This window comes from Algibacter sp. L1A34 (assembly GCF_009796805.1).
Taxonomy (GTDB): domain Bacteria; phylum Bacteroidota; class Bacteroidia; order Flavobacteriales; family Flavobacteriaceae; genus Algibacter.
Genome location: NZ_CP047029.1, coordinates 3,169,648 through 3,188,044, shown reverse-complemented (window position 1 = coordinate 3,188,044; position 18,397 = coordinate 3,169,648). Strand labels below are relative to the sequence as shown.

The following is an 18,397-nucleotide window of genomic DNA, read 5'->3' as shown; positions in this document are numbered from 1 at the left end:
TAGATTTCATTTATATTTCTAAGGCTTTACCTGGTTCAGCATGGTCTTCAAAAGATTTTAAATAGTCAGAAATACTCCAAGACAATTTGTAGCCATTTGCCAAAATTTCAATACCATTAATCAATTCGGGTTGAACTTTAAATTCATAAGAATTTTCTTTTTCAAATAATTCTTTTAAAGATTTCTTAATCGAAGCTTGTTGGTTGGTAGACAATGGAAAAGCACTTTGTACCAATATAGATTTACTGCCTTTTAAAGCTTCTAAAAATCTTACTTTCTCATCACCATCTAAACCCTTCATTTTTTTTAAAAAAACCTCTAGCGTTTGCTCTTCTAAGTTCGCAGAAGACAGATCTATCAATGTTTTTCTTGTAATATCAAGAACCTCATCTCCTATCCGTTTTGCCATGTTCTTATTTTTTACAGCTTGATCTTTTGTAAAAGCTTTTTCTAATTCATCTTTAAGATTATTGGCTTCATGTCTTGCATTTTCCTTAAGTCTATCGCCTTCTGCTTTGGCCTCTTCTGCTGCCTTCTGCATTAACGCATCCTTTTCTATACTAAAAGTTTCATTTTTAACTTTGAATTCATCTTTTTCTTTTGCGGCATCTCTCTTTTGAGATTCAGCATCTAAAAGTTGGTTCTTTATTTTAGTTTCCCGTTCATCGATTGCCGATAAAATGGGCTTATAAAGAAAGCGTTTTAATAACCACATCAACACTAAAAAATTGATGATTTGGGCAATGAACGTAAACCAGTTAATTTCCATTTTTAATTATTTAGCGATAATAAAGTTCCAGAAAGGATTTGCAAAAAGTAGAATCATTGAGATCACAAAAGAATAGATTGCTAATGATTCAAGCATAGCGAGCCCTACAAAAAGAGTCCGCGTAACCGTTTGACTTGCATCTGGTTGTTGAGCCATTGAACTTAAGGCCGATGAAATAGCTTTTCCTTGCCCCAAAGCTGGAATCATACAGCCAATGCCTGTTGTTAAACCTGCAGTAACAATTGAGGCCACCGCGATTAATGTTGAATTATCCATAATATTTGTTTTTTTTATTTTTAAATTTTTATTTTGAATTAAATTTTCAAGACCATTTTAGCCACTACTTATTTAGCTTCAATTACCATTTTAGATGTATTCTTAATTTTATTTTTTCTCTCCTTATGCCTATCAGATTCTTCAGTTGCTGCAGCGATATAAACAGTTGCCAAAATGCTAAATATATAAGCTTGTATAACTCCTGTTAAAAGTCCTAAAACAGTCATTAAAACCGGAAAAAACAGCGGTGCAATACTCAAAAGAATTGTTATAATAAGACCACCGCTCATAATATTACCAAAGAGACGTACTGCTAATGCCAACGTTCGAGACAGCTCACTAATAATATTAAACGGAAGCATCATAAATGTGGGTTCTATATAGGTTTTTAAATACCCTAAAATCCCACTTTCTGAAATTCCAAAAATAGGTGTCGCTAGAAAAACACATATAGCTAAAGCTGCAGTAGTGGAAAGCGAACTGGTAGGAGGTTCATAACCTGGAATAATGATGCATAAATTCGAAAAGGCGATAAAAATGAACATGGTACCAATAAACCCAAGAAATTTTTCAGAATTTTTAAGTCCCACTTCCTTTATCTGTTGGTTCATAGTGGTTACTAACATTTCTAAAACACATTGCCAACGTGATATTTTTAAATCTGTACGCAATTTTCTGGTTACCAAAATAGAAGCTAAAACCAATATAAGTATTAAAACCCATGTGGTTACTAGCGTAAGGTTTATGGTTATAAAACCATGTTGCCAAAAAATTGTTTCGTCGGGACTTAGTTCCATCTTATTTTTTTTTAATTAATGGGTTTCATTACTTTAGTTTTCGTTAAACGAATAACAATAAAACGTGCCGTTATAAAGCCCAAAAGGCAGCATACCATATATTTCCAGTTGTTTTGACCCATATAATAAAACCCTAAAAGGGTAACACTTAATCTTACAAAGAAACTTCCCAAATACCATAATACTGGATTTTTAGAATGCAACATTTTTTTTGAAGTGAGCCAAAGTCCACCAAAGAATAGAAATCCTAAACAAGAGCCTCCAAAAAGCACTAATATTGTTATAACTAAATCATTCATCTTTATTTTTTTTATGTTCGTGCATTGATTTATTTTCTTTGTCTACCCACTGCCAAGCAATAGCACAACCCACAAATAAACCAGCTATTAGCAATGTTAATGTCCAGGAAAACGTTTGCGGATAGTTCTTATCTAACCACATCCCCAAAACAGCTCCAAATACAGTAGGTGCCGATACGGACCAACCTATAATACCAAATACCCCAAAACCTCTCCACTCACTCCTTTTTTCTTCTTCTCGAGCATTCAGCATGTATTGTTCTTTATTTCTAACCTCTTCTAAAAAGCCTTTTTCGTTTTTCTTATCTTCTGTATTTGGTTTCATGATTGATGTAGTTTTTTAATACCATGAATAAATTCACTTTCTAATTTGGCTACAGCTTTCCGTACATCCCTTTCTTCTTCATCTAAGTTTACAAACTCGCTTTCTACGGCATCTCTAAGTTTTCCTAGATTAGCTCCCGCAATTGCATTTCGTACAGATATTTCAACAAAACCTTCTCGCTTTGTTAGTATACCTTCATCCATGGCTACAAAGTGCTCTTCACCTTCCTTTGTTTCATAAATCAATATTCCAGGAACTAGAGCAGCAACACAATCTAATCGATTTGGCAAAAAACCGTATGAACCGGCATTGGTATCTACCACAATACGCCGTACTCCTGAAATTTTCAGAAATATCTTAAACGGAAGTAATATATGTAGATCCATTATTTTTAATTCTCAGTTTATACTTTAGCTGTTTCCTTTTTAGTAGTGCTTGTTTTTTCTTCATCAGGTTTCGTTTCTTCTTTCTTTGATTCTTTTTTTGCTTTTTCTATGGCTTCATCAATTGTTCCTACCATATAGAAAGCTCGCTCTGGCAAATCTTTAAATTCATCTTTAAGAATACGTTCGCAACCGTCAAGCGCATCTGCTAATTTCACTCCTTTTCCTTTTAGTCCGCTAAACTGTTCCGTTGTAAAGAAAGGCTGCGTAAAGAACCGTTCTAGACGTCTTGCTCGGTTTACAGTAGCACGATCCGTTACGGAAAGTTGTTCTAAACCTAACATGGCAATGATATCTTTCAACTCTTCATATTGAGCTAATGTTTGCTTTATTTGCTGTAAAAGATGATAATGGCGTTCACCTATAATTCCTGGTGTAGCCATTTTAGAACTAGATTGTAATAAATCTATAGCTGGAAAAAGTCCCTCTCCTGCTCTTTTTCTTGACAAGGTTAATGAAGCTGAAAGGTGAGAAAACGTATGCACAGCCGCAGGATCTGTAAGATCATCCGCAGGTACATAAACCGCTTGTATACTAGTAATAGCTCCTGTATTAGTATTTGCAATACGTTCTTCTAGTTTAGAAAGTTCTGTACCCAAAGTAGGCTGATAACCCAATCTTGATGGCATTTGCCCCATAAGGCCAGAAACTTCCATTCCTGCTTGAATAAAACGAAACACATTATCTATAAGTAAAAGTACATCACGATGCTCATCATCCCTAAAATATTCAGCCATAGTCAGAGCGGCATGTCCTACTCTAAAACGAGCTCCAGGTGGTTCGTTCATTTGTCCAAACATCATTACCATATCTTTCAATACATTGGCTTTTTTCATATCGTGGTATAACTCATGGCCTTCACGGCAACGTTCGCCAATACCGCAAAACATACTTATACCTTGATGGTAGCCTACCATATTATGTATCATCTCGGTAAGCAATACGGTTTTACCAACACCTGCACCACCAAACAAACCAGCATTACCACCATGTTGTAAGGGTACCATAACATCGATAGCCTTTATTCCTGTTTCAAAAATTTCAGATTTTGTAGATCGTTTAGATAATGGTGGTGGCAGTTGGTGTACACTTTTCCTTGGCAACTCTGGCAAAACCTCTCCGTGGTCAATAGTATTACCAAAGACATCGAACATACGCCCCATGATTTCTTTGCCTACAGGAACGGACAACTGTTCGCCATCTGTTTCAGCCTGCATACCCCTTGCCAATCCTTGTGTTGGAGTTAAAGCAATACCCCGAATTCTATTCTCGTCTAATTGAGCCAAAACCTCAATAGCAATGGCGTTATCTGGCCCTGTGTGTATTAAAGTATTAATAGATGGCAGGTTATTATCAAACCAAATATCTACCACACTTCCTCTCACAGCAACTACTTTACCTAAAATAGACTTACTGTTATTTTTCAAGACCGTTGCCATACTTTTTTACTTATAAATGAAGTGTAAAATTATAGCTCTTAATGGCGAATAGGCATGACCTAGGTCATGCTACTTATTTTTTCTTAAATGACCTAGGTCATTTTGGTAGGCATAAAAATATCGGATATTCGTATAGTTAATCTTGGTCGGGAACGACCCCAAAAAAAATAGAGATGAAAAATTACATACGTTACTTTGACGAAATTGACATTAACGATGTACCAATTGTAGGAGGCAAAAATGCTTCTCTTGGGGAAATGTTTCAAAAGCTCACCTCTAAAGGTGTTCAGGTTCCCGATGGCTTTGCTACTACGGCAGAAGCATATTGGCACTTTTTACAAGAAGTACATATAAAAGATGAGATTTTTGGTTACTTAGCAAAATTAGATACCAAAAAATTTTCTAATTTAAAAGCAATTGGAGCTACTGTAAGAAAGGCTATTCTAGATACAGAACTTCCTCAAGATATTAAAGATGATATTGAAGAAGGATACGATGCTCTATCTAAAAAATATAAAGGTGATATTTCATTGGCGGTCCGAAGTAGTGCTACAGCCGAAGACTTACCCACTGCCAGTTTTGCTGGCCAGCAAGAGAGTTATTTGAACATAAAAGGCAAAAAAGATCTTATTGATGCCTGTAAAAGATGTTACGCATCACTATTTACAGATCGTGCAATTAAATACAGAGAAGACAATGGCTTTGACCATACAAAAGTGGCTCTTTCCATTGGTGTACAAATGATGGTACGTTCAGATTTAGGAGCTTCTGGAGTAAACTTCACTTTAGATCCAGATACTGGTTTCGACCAAGTAGTAATGGTTTCCAGTATTTATGGTCTTGGTGAGAATATTGTTCAGGGTAGCATTAATCCTGATGATTATTTCGTCTTTAAACCTGGCTTAAAAAATGATGTAGAACAACCAATTGTTTCTAGACATTTAGGTAGCAAAGAAAAAACCATGGTTTATGATAAATCTGGTAGTGGAATAATAAATCTTGATACTCCTATGGAGAAACAAGAACAATATGTACTTACGGATGCCGAAGTAATAAAACTGGCACAATGGTCATTAATTATTGAGGATCACTACAAACGCCCTATGGATATTGAATGGGCAAAAGACGGACAAACAAACGAACTCTTCATTGTTCAAGCTAGACCCGAAACTGTTCAGAGTGCCAAAACGAATAAATTAAAAATCAACACCTATACCTTACTAAAAAAAGGTAAAGAAATTACTCATGGAATGGGTTTGGGAAACAAAATAGCATCGGGTAAAGCCCGAATATTACATAGCCCAAAAGAATCTGATAAGCTTCAAAAAGGTGAAATATTGGTTACCGAACGCACCAACCCCGATTGGGATCCAATTCTAAAAAAAGCAGCAGGTATTGTTACAAATCAAGGTGGACGAACCAGCCATGCAGCTATCGTTGCTCGTGAAGTAGGTGCGGCTGCAATAGTAGGAAGTAACAATGCTACAGAAGTGATTAAAGACGGACAAGAAATAACTATTTCTTGCGCAGAAGGAGATACAGGTATCGTTTACGATGGACTTTTAGAATGGAATGAAACCGAAATAGACCTAACTACCTTAGGAAAACCAAAAACCCAACCTATGCTTATTTTGGCAGATCCAGACCAAGCATTCAAATTTTCGTTTTACCCTTCCGCAGGAGTTGGATTGATGAGAATGGAGTTCGTTATTAACAACTCTATCCAAATTCACCCTATGGCCTTGAAGCATTTTGATACATTGAAAGACCAAGCGGTTAAGGATAAAATCCAGAAACTAACACATCACTATCCAGACAAGTCAGATTATTTTGTACACAAACTTGCTGAAGGTATCGGAACTATAGCAGCAGCCTTTTATCCAAAAGACGTCATTGTTCGTACTAGTGATTTTAAAACCAACGAATATGCCAGCTTAATAGGCGGCACTGAGTTTGAACCCGTAGAATCTAACCCAATGTTAGGTTTTAGAGGTGCTTCTAGATACTACAATCCTAAATACCAAGATGCTTTTGCATTAGAATGTAAAGCATTAAAAAGAGTACGAGAAACTATGGGATTAACCAACGTAAAAGTTATGATTCCATTTTGCCGTACACTAAAAGAAGCTGCAAAAGTGGTAGAGGTTTTAGAAAAAAATGGTTTGAAACGAGGTGAAAATGGACTTCAGCTTTATATGATGACCGAAATACCTAATAACATCATTTTAGCAGAACAATTTGCTGAATTCTTTGATGGATTTTCAATTGGCTCAAACGATTTGACACAATTGACATTAGGTGTAGATAGAGACTCTGAATTATTAAGTGACATCTTTGACATCAATGATATAGGAGTTAAAAAAATGATTGCAATGGTCATTAAATCTGCACATAAAACCAACACTAAAATTGGACTTTGTGGTCAGGCACCAAGTGATTTTCCCGAGTTTGCCCAGTTTCTCGTAGAAAAAGGAATAAACTCTATATCCTTTAATCCAGATGCGTTGATTTCAGGTATTAAAAACATTAATAGCGCAGAGAAAAACAAAGCCACATTTGGCATGGCAGAAAGTAGTAACTAAACCACTTTAATTAAGAACCTTAAAAACCAAAGTCATGGGATTTCTAGAAAAAAATTTAATACCAGGCATTCATGGTATGGTCTTTACTATCAACACTAAAAATGAAAAAGACAGAGCAAAAGTGAAAAAAGTTTTATTAAAAATGCCTGAAATAGCAGATGTAATATTTAATACAGAAGCTTACCCAGAAGAAATGACGGTAAGCACAAATAAAGTAATCGCTGTAGAAAAATTACAAAAAGCACTTATACCCTACAGTTTTCATGCTTTGCGTAAAACACTTACAGGGTATTAGTTTCTAGTTTGTTTAATTTGAGTACCTAATAATTAAAAATGAAAATAGCCATATTTAATGTCCACAAATGGGAAAAGGAATATTTAGAAAGTGCCAATAATGGCAAGCATACCTTAAAAATGTTCGACACATACTTATCTAAAGATACAGTTGAGCTAGCAAAAGGTTGTAAGGCTATATGCATTTTTACCGAAGATGATGCATCTACTCCAGTTTTAGATCGATTGCATGAACTTGGTGTTCGTTATATAGCGCTACGTTCAGCAGGTTATAATAATATAGATGTACCACATGCACAAAAACTAGGTATTCGCATGGCTCGAGTACCCGAATATTCTCCTTATGCTATTGCCGAATTTACTGTAGGTATTATGCTTGCGCTGAATCGAAAATTAATCCGTACCCACTATAGAATTATGGAAATGAATTTTTCTTTGAACGGGCTAGTCGGTTTTGATATGAACGGTAAAACGGTTGGCATTATTGGTATGGGTAAAATAGGTCATATCGTGGCCAAGATTTTACATGGATTTGGTTGTAAACTACTCGCCTATGATTTTATAGAAGACCCCCTTTTATCCCTACAATACGGCGTGACTTATACCAGTCTAGATGAACTTTGTAAACAATCTGATATTATAACCTTGCATGCTAGACTAAATACCGTAACTCACCATTTAATAAATGAAGAGAGAATTTTAACGATGAAAAAAGGTGTGATGCTAATCAATGCTGGTCGTGGAGGTTTAGTAAAAACACAAGATGTTATCAACGGACTTAAATCTGGCAAAATTGGCTATTTTGGAATGGATGTTTATGAAGAGGAAAAAGGACTTTATTTTGAAGACCATTCTGACGATATTCTTCTTGATGACTCCATGTCGCGATTGATGACGCTTAAAAATGTTTTAATTAGTAGTCACCAAGCTTTCTTGACAGATACGGCACTAAAAAATATAGCGAATACTACTTTTGAAAATTTGGGCCACTTTGAAAAAGGTCAAATCTGTTCAAATGAAATTAAATGTATTTAAATTAAAAGAATCTACTTTTTAGTTTAAAACTGAAAGTAGATTTAAATATAATAATCATGATAGAACAAATTGAAAAATTCGATAACAATGTACTATTCATTGAAGTTATCGATGGATTTACAGAAACCGACGAAAAGCTTTGCCAAAAGCTCTTTAATAAAAAAATAAAACAGGGCTTTGAACAGATAAATGTATTGGTGAAATTAGATGAAATGAAAGTTTCAAATAGCAATATAAAAGCCTTTTTTGAAGATTCACTTTGGCTACTTAGAAATTATAAAGCATTAGGCCAATTAGCAATAGTTGCTCATAATAAAGTTTTGAAGGCATTGGTTCCTATTGATAACATTTTTTTCGCCAGAGCGAGTAAAGGAAGACAAGAACGTTATTTTGATATTTCTCAATTAGATGAAGCTAAAACGTTTGTAAATCCCGATAATAAAGATTAATTCTTCAATTAAAAAAATTAAAATACAACCATTATGGGAAGATTAATATTAGTAAGACATGGAAAAAGTCTATGGAACGTAAAAAATGTTTTTACAGGATGGACAGACGTCGACTTAGCTCCAGAAGGAATTAATGAGGCAAAAAAAGCAGGAAAACTTATAAAATCAAATCATATTGATATTGACATTTGTTTTTCTTCATACCTAAAAAGAGCCATTAGAACAGCATGGCTTTTATTAGAAACAGCAGAAATGATGCATGTAAACTGCCAATATAGCTGGAAACTGAACGAAAGACATTATGGAGATTGGCAAGGCAAAAATAAAGATGAAGTGCTAAAAGAGGTAGGAGAAGATTACTTTCTAAGTGTTCGAAGAGGTTACGATGCTGCTCCTCCGAGCCTTTCCTGCAATGATAAGCGAAATCCAAAATTCGACCCAAATTATAAAGATTTAGATGTATATGGCTTACCCTTAGGAGAATCCCTAAAAGATACATCAAAAAGAGTAGTCAATTACTTTTTTGAAGCCATCGCTCCAGAAATAGCTAAAGATAAAACGGTATTAGTATCAGCCCACGGAAATTCACTAAGAGCTCTTATAGAATACCTAGAACATATATCATCGGATGAGATTGCTAAAGTTGAAGTCGCTACAGGAGTTCCCCATATGTATGAGTTTGACAGTAAATTGAACGTAACAGATCATTATCAATTAAAATAGAGTACAAAAAAAAACAGGATTTAAAATGACTAAAATAATCACTCTTACTGTAAACCCTGCGATTGACAAAAGTACAACCGTAGCAGGAATTGGCCCCAATACAAAACTACGTTGTTCCGAACCTACTTTCGATGCAGGTGGTGGTGGAATTAACATATCTCGAGCCATTCATAAATTAGGAGGCTCATCGCTTTGCATCTACTTTGCCGGTGGCCCTTCTGGAGAAAATTTAAAAAAACTTTTAAACGAACAAAATATAGAACAATCTATAATTTCTATTGAAGGTTGGACGCGCGAAAATCTTGCAGTTACAGACACAACCACAAATCAGCAATATAGATTTGGAATGCCTGGCCCAGCTATAAAAGAAAAAGAATGGCAAAATGCTCTAAAGCAATTAGAAGGTATTCTTAATAAAGGAGATTATTTAGTAGCTAGTGGAAATTTACCGCCTCATATACCGGACGATTTTTATGTAAAAGTAAGCCAAATAGCAGAAAAAAAAGAAGCTCGATTTATTCTTGACACCTCAGGTGAAGCACTTATGAAAGCTGCAAAATCACATGTTTATATGCTAAAACCCAACTTAGCAGAATTAGGAGTACTCACTGGAGTTCCCTCTATAACTCACTTAGACTTGAAACCCTTAGCTAAACAGTTTTTAGAAAATCATGATTGCGAAATTATTGTAGTATCCCTTGGTCCAAAAGGAGCCTTACTAGCCACTAAAAATGAAATAGTTCATGTTCCAGCTCCTGTAGTTCACCAAAAAAGTACTATTGGCGCAGGCGACAGTATGGTTGCTGGTATGGTTATGAGCTTAATATGGGGCAGAACTTTAGGAGATATGGTAAGGTACGGCGTAGCATGTGGTACTGCTGCTACAATGCATCACGGCACACAACTTTGCAATAAAGAAGATGCAGATAAACTCTACGATTGGATAAATGAACAAAAACCAATTACAAAAACAAATTAAAACAAAAGTTATGGAACTTGAAAAATATTTAAAAGAAGAAACATCATATCTACTAGATCATGAATGTACAACCATTTCTAAAGATAAGATTAACCTACCAGGCCCTGATTTCAATGATCGGATTATGGCATCAACTGATAGATCAAACCGTGTTTTAGGAAGCTTACAACAGCTATTTGATAACGGAAGACTTGCTGGAACAGGACATCTTTCGCTTTTACCAGTAGATCAAGGCGTAGAACATTCCGCAGGGGCTAGTTTCGCACCAAACCCTGAGTATTTCGACCCAGAAAACATAGTAAAACTAGCTATTGAAGGCGGTTGTAATGCCGTAGCTTCAACACTTGGAGTACTTGGTGCAGTTTCTAGAAAATACGCCCATAAAATTCCTTTTTTAGTAAAATTGAATCATAACGAACTACTTACGTATCCAAACACTTTTGATCAAATCTATTTTGCCGAAGTAGAACAAGCTTGGAACATGGGAGCTGTAGCTGTAGGAGCCACCATTTACTTTGGTTCTCCAGAATCTGATAGACAAATACAAGAAACTAGCAAAGCATTTAAACGTGCACATGAGTTAGGTATGGCCACAGTACTTTGGTGTTACCTACGTAATGATGCCTTTAAAACAGATAAAGATTATTCCGTTAGTGCCGATTTAACTGGCCAAGCCAATCACCTTGGTGTAACCATTGAGGCGGATATTATTAAACAAAAACAACCAAGTAATAATGGTGGTTTTCTTTCTTTAAAAAACTTTGGAAAAACTAGCGACCTTGTTTATAACAAATTAACTACCGATCACCCTATTGATTTAACGAGATACCAAGTCGCGAATTGCTATATGGGACGAGCAGGACTTATTAACTCTGGTGGCGCTTCTGGTAAGGATGATTTTGCTGCTGCAGTGCGTACGGCCGTTATTAACAAAAGAGCTGGTGGTATGGGATTAATTTCAGGTAGAAAAGCATTTCAAAGACCTATGAAAGAAGGTGTTAAACTACTTAACCTTATTCAAGATATTTATTTAGATCCATCGATAACCATAGCTTAAAAACACAACATCATGAAAATTCCGGAAAACCACCCATTATCCATACTTCATGAACCTTTGATTCCTTTAGCTGTAGGGTCTAAAACGAATTTAAGTCATAAAAAAGGAAACATCCTCGCTGGCGATATAGGCGGTACAAAAACAAATCTCGCCCTTTTTGAGTTCAAGGATGGCAACCTATATCTAATTAAACAAAATTCATATAAAACAAAAACTTATACTTCACTATTAGAAATTATAAAAGATTTTGAAGTTGCAGAAATGGATCAAATAGATAGTATTTGTTTTGGTGTTGCAGGCCCTATAACTAATGGCAAAGTACATGGTACCAACTTCCCTTGGAAAATTGATACTGAAGAACTTATTAGTGCACTAAATTTAGAATCCATTTTTTTAATAAATGATATGCAAGCTAATGCCTATGGATTGGCCTCGTTAAAAGAAAAAGATTTAGATCCTTTAAAATATGGTTCAAAAATAGAAGGCAATGCTGTAATTATTTCTCCAGGCACTGGTTTGGGTGAAGCTGGTATGTATTGGGATGGTGAGGCTTATCATCCTTTCGCTACCGAAGGAGGCCATTGTGATTTTAGCCCAAGAAATGATTTTGATATTGAAGTCTGGAAATATTTTCAACAAAAATATGGACACGTAAGTTGGGAGCGTCTACTTTCTGGCCAAGGCATACGCGACACCTATCAGCTATTACGTAATATTAGTGGAGAAAAAGAAACTGATGCTTTTAAAGCGAAAATGGCTAAAGAAGACCCTGCAGCTGTAATTACAAAAACGGCTTTAGAAGGAGCGGATACTATTTGCGGAGAAACCTTAGATCTTTTTGTTCGGTTTTTAGCTATAGAATCTGCCCAACTTGCTTTAAAATTCAAAGCTACTGGAGGTATTTATATTGGTGGAGGTATTATGCCTAAAATTATAAAAGGAATAAATCGTGAAGTATTTACTGATAATTTTATGCAATCTGGACGTATGAATTCTCTTTTACAAATGGTTCCTATAAATGTTATTCTTAACGATAATACAGCTTTACTCGGAGCAGCTTATTATGCAGCAATGTCTCTTAAACAAAAATAAAAACAACTTATAAACTTACCATCGGGATACCTTTTCAGTATTTAAAAAAAGTGCTATAAAGTATAAAGTTTAACTTCAGGATAATTAACAAAACTTATAGTTTTCTACATATTGCCATTCATAACAGAATTCTCTTACTCTTATAATAAAAGCTTCTTATAAATTATTTTTTTTTATAAAAAGTCACCTTAAACGATGTATAAGTCTATGGTTAAGAAACATTTCAAATTAAAAAAAAGTAAAATTATTTCGTTATAATGATTTAAATCATACTTATTCATTCTAAAGAATTAAACCTTTGCCAAGACATTAGATAAAACTTTTATAAATAGATGAAAGATCGAGTAAGAACAAAACGTAAAGCAGGATTCGCAAAGATGACTTTTCTACTTATGATGATACTCACATCTTATGCGAAAGCACAAGAGAAAGTAATAAGTATTTCTGAAGCCTTAGAACTAAGTTACTCCAACAACAGTAAAATTAAACAATATAACGAGCGCATACAACAAAAAGTAAATGAAGACAAGGCGGCTAAAGGCAACTTTTTACCTTCAATTAATTTGTTGGGTGGTTATACTTACCTCAGCGAGAACATAGAAGTAAACACCTCCCAAATTTCGAGTTCTTTAGATGAACTAGGAGCTAAATATGGTGCCGCATTTGTAACAGCCTATGGCGATGAAATAGGTCTTTCTGGTGTTAGTACGGAAAGTGCTTTTAGTACACTATCTAGTGTTTTAGGCCAATTTCCAGACTACCCAAATATGGAGGTAGACAACCAACAATTCCCAACAGCAGCTTTAGTAGCAACCCAACCTTTATTTACAGGCGGAAAAATAATTGCAGCTAAAAAATACGCAAAAGCAGAGCTAAATTCGGCAAACATTGAATTTACACAAGTAAAAGATGACATTGCGAATGAGCTTATTGAGCGCTATTTAAACCTAGTTCTTATAAAACAAGTTGTACAAACTCGTGAAGCCGTTTATAATGGTATGTTGAAACATAAAGAACAAGCTGAACGTGCTGTTCAGTTAGAAATTCTTCCCAAACACGAATTATTAAGAGCGCAAGTTGCTGTAGCAAACGCTCAAAAGGATTTAAACAACGACCTTAATAAAGAGACTTTAGCCATCATGGCTCTCCGCTCTACAATGAACGTTCCTGATGATTTTCAGTTTAAGGTTATGGACAGCATTGCTTATAGAGATCTTTATTTAGATTTTGAAGCGTTATTGAATACAGCTTATGAAAAACAACCAATTTTAGGTTTAATTGGGCAAAAAGAAGAAATGGCAAAACAAGCCCTTGCTTTAGAAAAATCTAAATTTATGCCCAACATAGCTGCTTTTGGTAGTTACAATATTGTACGTGATGAGCTCTCGATTATTCCTCCTAAATTTATTGTAGGGGTGCAAGCCCAAATAAATATCTTTAACGGGTTTAAAGATATTCACCAATTTAAAGCTAAAAAACATTTACAAAAAGAAGTTAAAAATGCGAAGGAATATGCTTTACAACAAATTCACTTACTTGTTCAATCTAACTACGTGAATGCGCTAAATCAACAAAAGCTTTACAATAGCTTATCTGCAACAGTTGCATTGGCTAAAGAAAATTTAAGAATTAATACGAGACGATTTGAAGAAGGTTTAGGAAAATCTATAGATGTTATTGATGCCACGCTCTTATACAAAAAATCGAAAATAGAACAATTGGTAGCACTTAATGAATACTACCAAGCTATTGCCAACCTTTACACCTCTACAGGAGAACCAGAAAAAATAATACCGTTTATCAATAAATAAGCTTCATTATGAAAAAAGCATATATAACATTAATCATACCTATAATAATCATTGTTTTTGCAATCGTTTTCTTTTTCTTTAAAGCGAATAGTGAAGAACAGACCATATATTCGGGTATGCTAGAAACTACAGAAGTTAATGTAGCATCAGAAATTTCAGGAAGAGTACACACCCTTCTCGTTGAAAAAGGGACAACTGTAAAAGAAGGACAACTATTAGCAACACTAGAACCCGATATTCTAAATGCAAAAAAAGGCCAAGCCCAAGGTATGGTTAATGCCGCCAAATCTTTATTTAACAAAGCGGAATACGGCGCTAGAAAAGAAGAAATAAATGCGTTACAAAACCAATATCAAATGGCAAAAAGTCAATTTGATTTCGCTGAAAAAACATATAAAAGGTTTCAAGCTCTTTATGCCGATAGCATTATTTCTAAACAAGAAATGGACGAAATTCAGTTTAAATACGATGCTGCTAAAGAGCAAATGAATGCTGCTAAATCGGTTTGGGAAATGGCAAAAAAAGGAGCTAGAAAAGAAGATATTAGTGCGGCCTATGGCAGTTATGAATCTGCGCAAAGTGCCTATAATGAAGTAGAAGCTTTTTATGATGAGTTAAAAATTGTTGCTCCTACCGCTGGTATTATAAGTAATCAAGTTGCCGAAGTTGGTGAAGTTATGGCTGCCGGCTACCCTATTGTAACAATACAAATTCCTGAAAAAATTTATGCTATATTCAATGTGAGAGAAGATCATCTTGCGGATTTTAAAATGGATCAAATCTATAAAGCAAAAGTACCAGGTTTAAGTAATGAAGAAGTTGAATTCAAAGTGAGTTACATTTCGCCAATGGCAGATTTTGCTACATGGGTTCCTGTAAAAGCTAAAGGAGAATACGATCTAAAAACTTTTGAAATTCACTTAAAACCTCAAAGCCGCATTACGGAGTTAAGACCAGGTATGTCTATTCAAATTTACAAATAGAATTATGTTAAGTAATTGGAGTGTATATCTAGTTTTTAAGCGAGAAATGCTGCGATTGGCACGGCAGAAATCTGCACGAAATTTATTTATTGTAATTCCATTTGTTGCGTTTTTTATACTTGGTGCTATTTATTCTAAGGGCGCATTAAGAGAAGTTCCTATTGCTGTTTATGATAATGACAACAGCTCTTTAAGCCGAACTTATATTAGATCCTTAGAAGCTTCACCCACTTTTAAAGTAACACATTACATAACCTCTGACGAAAACATTGAAAACACCTTTGTAAAAAATGGTGTTGAAGGTATATTCTATATTCCGAAGGATTTTTATAAAAACGTATTAAAAAAAACACCCGTACAGATAAAGGTTTATACCAATTCCACAAACATTGTTTTTGGAAACCTAATTTACAGATCGGCACTTCAAATTACACAATTAGTAAGCGCTTCGGTTGTTATAAAACGAATTGCTCCTTTAGGAATAAATCCTAGTAAAATATCGGGAACAGTTCTACCAATACCAGTAAACTCAAGAGTTATAGGTAATCCGCAATATAATTACAGTTATTATTTAATTCCGGGTTTAGCAATTGTTCTATTACAAATGATTGTTTTTATCGCGGCCTCAAGAGCTTTTAATAATGAATGGAAAATGGAAACATTTCAAGATTTATATACCATTTCAAAAGGAAATATATTATCCATGCTCTTCGGAAAATATTTTGCATATTCTATTTATAGTTTAGGATTATGCGGTATTGTTTTAGCCATATTGTTTCCTTTTTTTGACATTCCCATTTATGGAAATATAGGTAGTTTATTACTATTAATTTTTCTTCTAATTACTGTAAATATATTTCTCGGATTTGGAATTTCACTCATATTTAAAAAGGAACTCATAGCTCTCGACTTAGCTATATTTTATAATTCGCCAGCCTTTGTTTTTAGTGGGTTTACCTTTCCTATTTGGGCTATGCCGTGGTTAAATTCAGCATATGCTCAAATTATCCCTTTTACCCACTTTTTAACGGGTTTTCTTAAAATTTATCAATTAGATACACCTATCCATTTTATATGGCCAGAAATATGGAAATTACTTGTATTTCTATTGGTGGCATTTGTATTGATTTTAGCAGGATTAACCATTAACAGAAAACTCATTTTTCCTGTTAAAAAAACAGCTGCGATATGAATCTAAAAATTATATGGAAACTAATAAAAAAAGAAGCGCTCCTTATACTTAATGATAAGAGTATTCTTCTGGTTTTATTTGCCGCTCCATTTCTATACTTGTTTTTAATTGGTACTACTTATATAAAAAAAGATGAAGAAAAGGTAAGCGTTGGTGTGGTAGACATGGACCACACAAAAAGTAGTAAATCATTTTTAAATAAACTAAATACAACTCAAAAAGTAGCGCTCACCCATACTTACACAAATTTGCTCGAAGCTAAAAATGGACTCTCCAGTTTTGAAGTGCAAGGTTATGTGCATATTCCAAAAGGTTTTGAAAAAAAGCTACTTTTAAAAGAAAGTTCACCTATTGCATTGGTACTGAATAACACACGATTTCTACCCTCTAACGATATTAACAAAGCGGTTAATTTAGTAGCTCTAGATTATGCAGTTAAATCACGAGAAGATTTTTTTAAATCCAAAAAAATTGCTCCAGAATTGGCTCACGAATATGCAAATCCTGTATCCATAAAGGTAAATGCAGTATACAACTCAACTAATAATTATGGTGATTTTTTACTACCGTTCGTGCTATTTCTAATTCTACACCAAACACTATTAATGGGTTTGGCTGAAAGTGTAGCATCCGATCGTGAAAAAGGACTCATGCAAGTTGGTTTTGAAGAAAGTAAAAACAACTTTCTAAATTATATATTCGGAAAAATCGGGATTCATTTCTTAATTTTTCTAGCCTATACCCTATTAGTACTTTTAGTTATTTTTCCTTTTTTCGATTTACCTATTCATGGTAACTTATTTATACTATTAGGAGTATCATGCCTATTTATTTTAACTACATTATTGTACGGTTGGTTCTTTGCCTCTTTTTTTACTACCGAAACAGGAGCTATGGAAGTCATAGCCTTTACCTCTTACCCTGTTTTTTTAATTACAGGTGTTACATGGTCTATCAATGAAATGCCGTTATTAATACAATATATTTCAAACCTTATTCCTTTAAGACCCTTTTTTGTTTTTCTGAAGAAACTTACAATAATGGGTGTTGATAGTCCGTTTTATTTTAATGACATCATACACCTCTTAATTTTATTATTTATAGCCTATGTGGGGGCTTATTTAAGATACCGCTATTTACAGAAAAGAAGAAACATAATAGAGACTTCCTTACCAATATCTTCAGCTAAAAATTAAAAGCTTTTCCGAAGAAAATTCCTTAAATAATGTTTATAAATATCGTTACGACTTATTAGTTTTTACTAAAATTTAAAAAGATAGCCCATACTGATATAGGTCAGTGTAATTACTTTAGGCTTATAATACCTTTGGATTATTATTAATTCAAAATTAGAAAAAAATGAAAACTCCTAACATCGGAATTTCAGATGAAAACAGACAAGCTATTGCAGATCAATTGTCAATAGTATTAGCAGATGAATTTGTTTTATATTCAAAAACATTAAATTTCCATTGGAATATTGAAGGCCCAGATTTTCACTCTGTACACCTTTATCTTGAAACCTTATACAATGAACAACAAGAAGTTGTTGATACTGTAGCAGAAAAAATACGTATGATAGGTCATTATGTATCTGCAAGCTTAGAAAAATATTCTGAATTAACACACCTTACCGAAAAAACAAAAGGTAAAAATGATAGCCAAAGTATATTTGCCGAATTATTAGAAGACCATGAAAGTATTATTATTTTTCTAAGAGAAGAAATAAAACCTATTGCAGATAAATGGAAAGCTGATGGTATTAGCGATTATCTAACTGGACTTATGGAACAACACGAGAAAACAGCTTGGATGTTAAGATCACATCTAAAATAGCACAAGTTATAATAAC

General features: G+C 34.2%; 20 protein-coding genes. 13 read left to right on the top strand and 7 right to left on the bottom strand.

The annotated features are described in order from the left end of the window. Positions 1–10: 10 nt before the first annotated feature. The 7 genes from GQR97_RS13470 to atpD all read right to left on the bottom strand — a co-directional run bounded on the left by GQR97_RS13470 (position 11) and on the right by atpD (position 4,348). Positions 11–769, bottom strand: a complete 759-nt coding sequence (locus GQR97_RS13470; protein ID WP_158849260.1) for a F0F1 ATP synthase subunit delta — start codon at positions 767–769, stop codon at positions 11–13. 6 nt (positions 770–775) lie between these two features. Further along, the gene (locus GQR97_RS13465) at positions 776–1,045 is read right to left on the bottom strand and encodes a F0F1 ATP synthase subunit C (protein ID WP_158849258.1); all 270 of its coding nucleotides are present in this window, start codon (positions 1,043–1,045) and stop codon (positions 776–778) included. Positions 1,046–1,113: 68 nt separating this feature from the next. Next, on the bottom strand, positions 1,114–1,842 hold the full coding sequence (locus GQR97_RS13460; protein WP_158849256.1) for a F0F1 ATP synthase subunit A: 729 nt from the start codon (positions 1,840–1,842) through the stop codon (positions 1,114–1,116). An 11-nt stretch (positions 1,843–1,853) separates the two neighbouring features. Further along, positions 1,854–2,141 carry an ATP synthase subunit I gene (locus GQR97_RS13455; RefSeq protein ID WP_158849254.1) on the bottom strand — a complete coding sequence of 96 codons (288 nt, stop codon included), beginning with the start codon at positions 2,139–2,141 and terminating at the stop codon, positions 1,854–1,856. Further along, complete coding sequence (locus GQR97_RS13450; RefSeq protein ID WP_158849252.1) at positions 2,134–2,466, bottom strand: AtpZ/AtpI family protein; 333 nt, start codon at positions 2,464–2,466, stop codon at positions 2,134–2,136. Before GQR97_RS13450 ends, GQR97_RS13455 begins: the two co-directional genes overlap by 8 nt. After that, positions 2,463–2,852, bottom strand: a complete 390-nt coding sequence (locus GQR97_RS13445; protein ID WP_158849249.1) for a F0F1 ATP synthase subunit epsilon — start codon at positions 2,850–2,852, stop codon at positions 2,463–2,465. Before GQR97_RS13445 ends, GQR97_RS13450 begins: the two co-directional genes overlap by 4 nt. A gap of 17 nt (positions 2,853–2,869) precedes the next feature. After that, positions 2,870–4,348: a F0F1 ATP synthase subunit beta gene (atpD, locus tag GQR97_RS13440; RefSeq protein ID WP_158849247.1), complete on the bottom strand. Its 1,479-nt coding sequence runs from the start codon at positions 4,346–4,348 to the stop codon at positions 2,870–2,872. Positions 4,349–4,521: 173 nt separating this feature from the next. On the opposite strand from atpD, the gene ppsA reads away from it, so the two are divergent. The 13 genes from ppsA to GQR97_RS13375 all read left to right on the top strand — a co-directional run bounded on the left by ppsA (position 4,522) and on the right by GQR97_RS13375 (position 18,381). Beyond that, a complete protein-coding gene (gene ppsA, locus GQR97_RS13435) occupies positions 4,522–6,930 on the top strand; it encodes a phosphoenolpyruvate synthase (RefSeq protein WP_158849245.1) in 2,409 nt (802 codons plus the stop codon). A 34-nt stretch (positions 6,931–6,964) separates the two neighbouring features. Further along, complete coding sequence (locus tag GQR97_RS13430) at positions 6,965–7,225, top strand: heavy-metal-associated domain-containing protein (protein WP_158849243.1); 261 nt, start codon at positions 6,965–6,967, stop codon at positions 7,223–7,225. A gap of 38 nt (positions 7,226–7,263) precedes the next feature. Then, a complete protein-coding gene (locus GQR97_RS13425; protein ID WP_158849241.1) occupies positions 7,264–8,259 on the top strand; it encodes a 2-hydroxyacid dehydrogenase in 996 nt (331 codons plus the stop codon). A 56-nt stretch (positions 8,260–8,315) separates the two neighbouring features. Next, complete coding sequence (locus tag GQR97_RS13420; RefSeq protein ID WP_158849239.1) at positions 8,316–8,708, top strand: STAS/SEC14 domain-containing protein; 393 nt, start codon at positions 8,316–8,318, stop codon at positions 8,706–8,708. Between the two features lie 33 nt (positions 8,709–8,741). Continuing rightward, complete coding sequence (locus tag GQR97_RS13415) at positions 8,742–9,431, top strand: 2,3-bisphosphoglycerate-dependent phosphoglycerate mutase (protein ID WP_158849237.1); 690 nt, start codon at positions 8,742–8,744, stop codon at positions 9,429–9,431. A 25-nt stretch (positions 9,432–9,456) separates the two neighbouring features. Then, positions 9,457–10,410 carry a 1-phosphofructokinase family hexose kinase gene (locus GQR97_RS13410; RefSeq protein ID WP_158849235.1) on the top strand — a complete coding sequence of 318 codons (954 nt, stop codon included), beginning with the start codon at positions 9,457–9,459 and terminating at the stop codon, positions 10,408–10,410. A 10-nt stretch (positions 10,411–10,420) separates the two neighbouring features. Then, on the top strand, positions 10,421–11,467 hold the full coding sequence (locus GQR97_RS13405; protein ID WP_158849233.1) for a class I fructose-bisphosphate aldolase: 1,047 nt from the start codon (positions 10,421–10,423) through the stop codon (positions 11,465–11,467). Between the two features lie 12 nt (positions 11,468–11,479). Continuing rightward, on the top strand, positions 11,480–12,559 hold the full coding sequence (glk, locus tag GQR97_RS13400) for a glucokinase (RefSeq protein ID WP_158849230.1): 1,080 nt from the start codon (positions 11,480–11,482) through the stop codon (positions 12,557–12,559). A gap of 332 nt (positions 12,560–12,891) precedes the next feature. Beyond that, on the top strand, positions 12,892–14,370 hold the full coding sequence (locus GQR97_RS13395) for a TolC family protein (protein WP_158849228.1): 1,479 nt from the start codon (positions 12,892–12,894) through the stop codon (positions 14,368–14,370). 8 nt (positions 14,371–14,378) lie between these two features. Then, the gene (locus tag GQR97_RS13390) at positions 14,379–15,353 is read left to right on the top strand and encodes an HlyD family secretion protein (RefSeq protein WP_158849226.1); all 975 of its coding nucleotides are present in this window, start codon (positions 14,379–14,381) and stop codon (positions 15,351–15,353) included. Between the two features lie 4 nt (positions 15,354–15,357). After that, on the top strand, positions 15,358–16,545 hold the full coding sequence (locus tag GQR97_RS13385; RefSeq protein ID WP_158849224.1) for an ABC transporter permease: 1,188 nt from the start codon (positions 15,358–15,360) through the stop codon (positions 16,543–16,545). Continuing rightward, positions 16,542–17,741, top strand: a complete 1,200-nt coding sequence (locus GQR97_RS13380) for an ABC transporter permease (RefSeq protein ID WP_158849222.1) — start codon at positions 16,542–16,544, stop codon at positions 17,739–17,741. Before GQR97_RS13385 ends, GQR97_RS13380 begins: the two co-directional genes overlap by 4 nt. A gap of 163 nt (positions 17,742–17,904) precedes the next feature. Next, positions 17,905–18,381: a Dps family protein gene (locus tag GQR97_RS13375; RefSeq protein WP_158849220.1), complete on the top strand. Its 477-nt coding sequence runs from the start codon at positions 17,905–17,907 to the stop codon at positions 18,379–18,381. The last annotated feature ends 16 nt before the right edge of the window (positions 18,382–18,397 follow it).

Excerpts from the sequence above, each read along its gene's own strand:
- GQR97_RS13470 (WP_158849260.1), bottom strand. The coding sequence starts at position 769 with ATGGAAATTAACTGGTTTACGTTCATTGCCCAAATCATCAATTTTTTA.
- GQR97_RS13465 (WP_158849258.1), bottom strand. The coding sequence starts at position 1,045 with ATGGATAATTCAACATTAATCGCGGTGGCCTCAATTGTTACTGCAGGT.
- GQR97_RS13460 (WP_158849256.1), bottom strand. The coding sequence starts at position 1,842 with ATGGAACTAAGTCCCGACGAAACAATTTTTTGGCAACATGGTTTTATA.
- GQR97_RS13455 (WP_158849254.1), bottom strand. The coding sequence starts at position 2,141 with ATGAATGATTTAGTTATAACAATATTAGTGCTTTTTGGAGGCTCTTGT.
- GQR97_RS13450 (WP_158849252.1), bottom strand. The coding sequence starts at position 2,466 with ATGAAACCAAATACAGAAGATAAGAAAAACGAAAAAGGCTTTTTAGAA.
- GQR97_RS13445 (WP_158849249.1), bottom strand. The coding sequence starts at position 2,852 with ATGGATCTACATATATTACTTCCGTTTAAGATATTTCTGAAAATTTCA.
- atpD (WP_158849247.1), bottom strand. The coding sequence starts at position 4,348 with ATGGCAACGGTCTTGAAAAATAACAGTAAGTCTATTTTAGGTAAAGTA.
- ppsA (WP_158849245.1), top strand. The coding sequence starts at position 4,522 with ATGAAAAATTACATACGTTACTTTGACGAAATTGACATTAACGATGTA.
- GQR97_RS13430 (WP_158849243.1), top strand. The coding sequence starts at position 6,965 with ATGGGATTTCTAGAAAAAAATTTAATACCAGGCATTCATGGTATGGTC.
- GQR97_RS13425 (WP_158849241.1), top strand. The coding sequence starts at position 7,264 with ATGAAAATAGCCATATTTAATGTCCACAAATGGGAAAAGGAATATTTA.
- GQR97_RS13420 (WP_158849239.1), top strand. The coding sequence starts at position 8,316 with ATGATAGAACAAATTGAAAAATTCGATAACAATGTACTATTCATTGAA.
- GQR97_RS13415 (WP_158849237.1), top strand. The coding sequence starts at position 8,742 with ATGGGAAGATTAATATTAGTAAGACATGGAAAAAGTCTATGGAACGTA.
- GQR97_RS13410 (WP_158849235.1), top strand. The coding sequence starts at position 9,457 with ATGACTAAAATAATCACTCTTACTGTAAACCCTGCGATTGACAAAAGT.
- GQR97_RS13405 (WP_158849233.1), top strand. The coding sequence starts at position 10,421 with ATGGAACTTGAAAAATATTTAAAAGAAGAAACATCATATCTACTAGAT.
- glk (WP_158849230.1), top strand. The coding sequence starts at position 11,480 with ATGAAAATTCCGGAAAACCACCCATTATCCATACTTCATGAACCTTTG.
- GQR97_RS13395 (WP_158849228.1), top strand. The coding sequence starts at position 12,892 with ATGAAAGATCGAGTAAGAACAAAACGTAAAGCAGGATTCGCAAAGATG.
- GQR97_RS13390 (WP_158849226.1), top strand. The coding sequence starts at position 14,379 with ATGAAAAAAGCATATATAACATTAATCATACCTATAATAATCATTGTT.
- GQR97_RS13385 (WP_158849224.1), top strand. The coding sequence starts at position 15,358 with ATGTTAAGTAATTGGAGTGTATATCTAGTTTTTAAGCGAGAAATGCTG.
- GQR97_RS13380 (WP_158849222.1), top strand. The coding sequence starts at position 16,542 with ATGAATCTAAAAATTATATGGAAACTAATAAAAAAAGAAGCGCTCCTT.
- GQR97_RS13375 (WP_158849220.1), top strand. The coding sequence starts at position 17,905 with ATGAAAACTCCTAACATCGGAATTTCAGATGAAAACAGACAAGCTATT.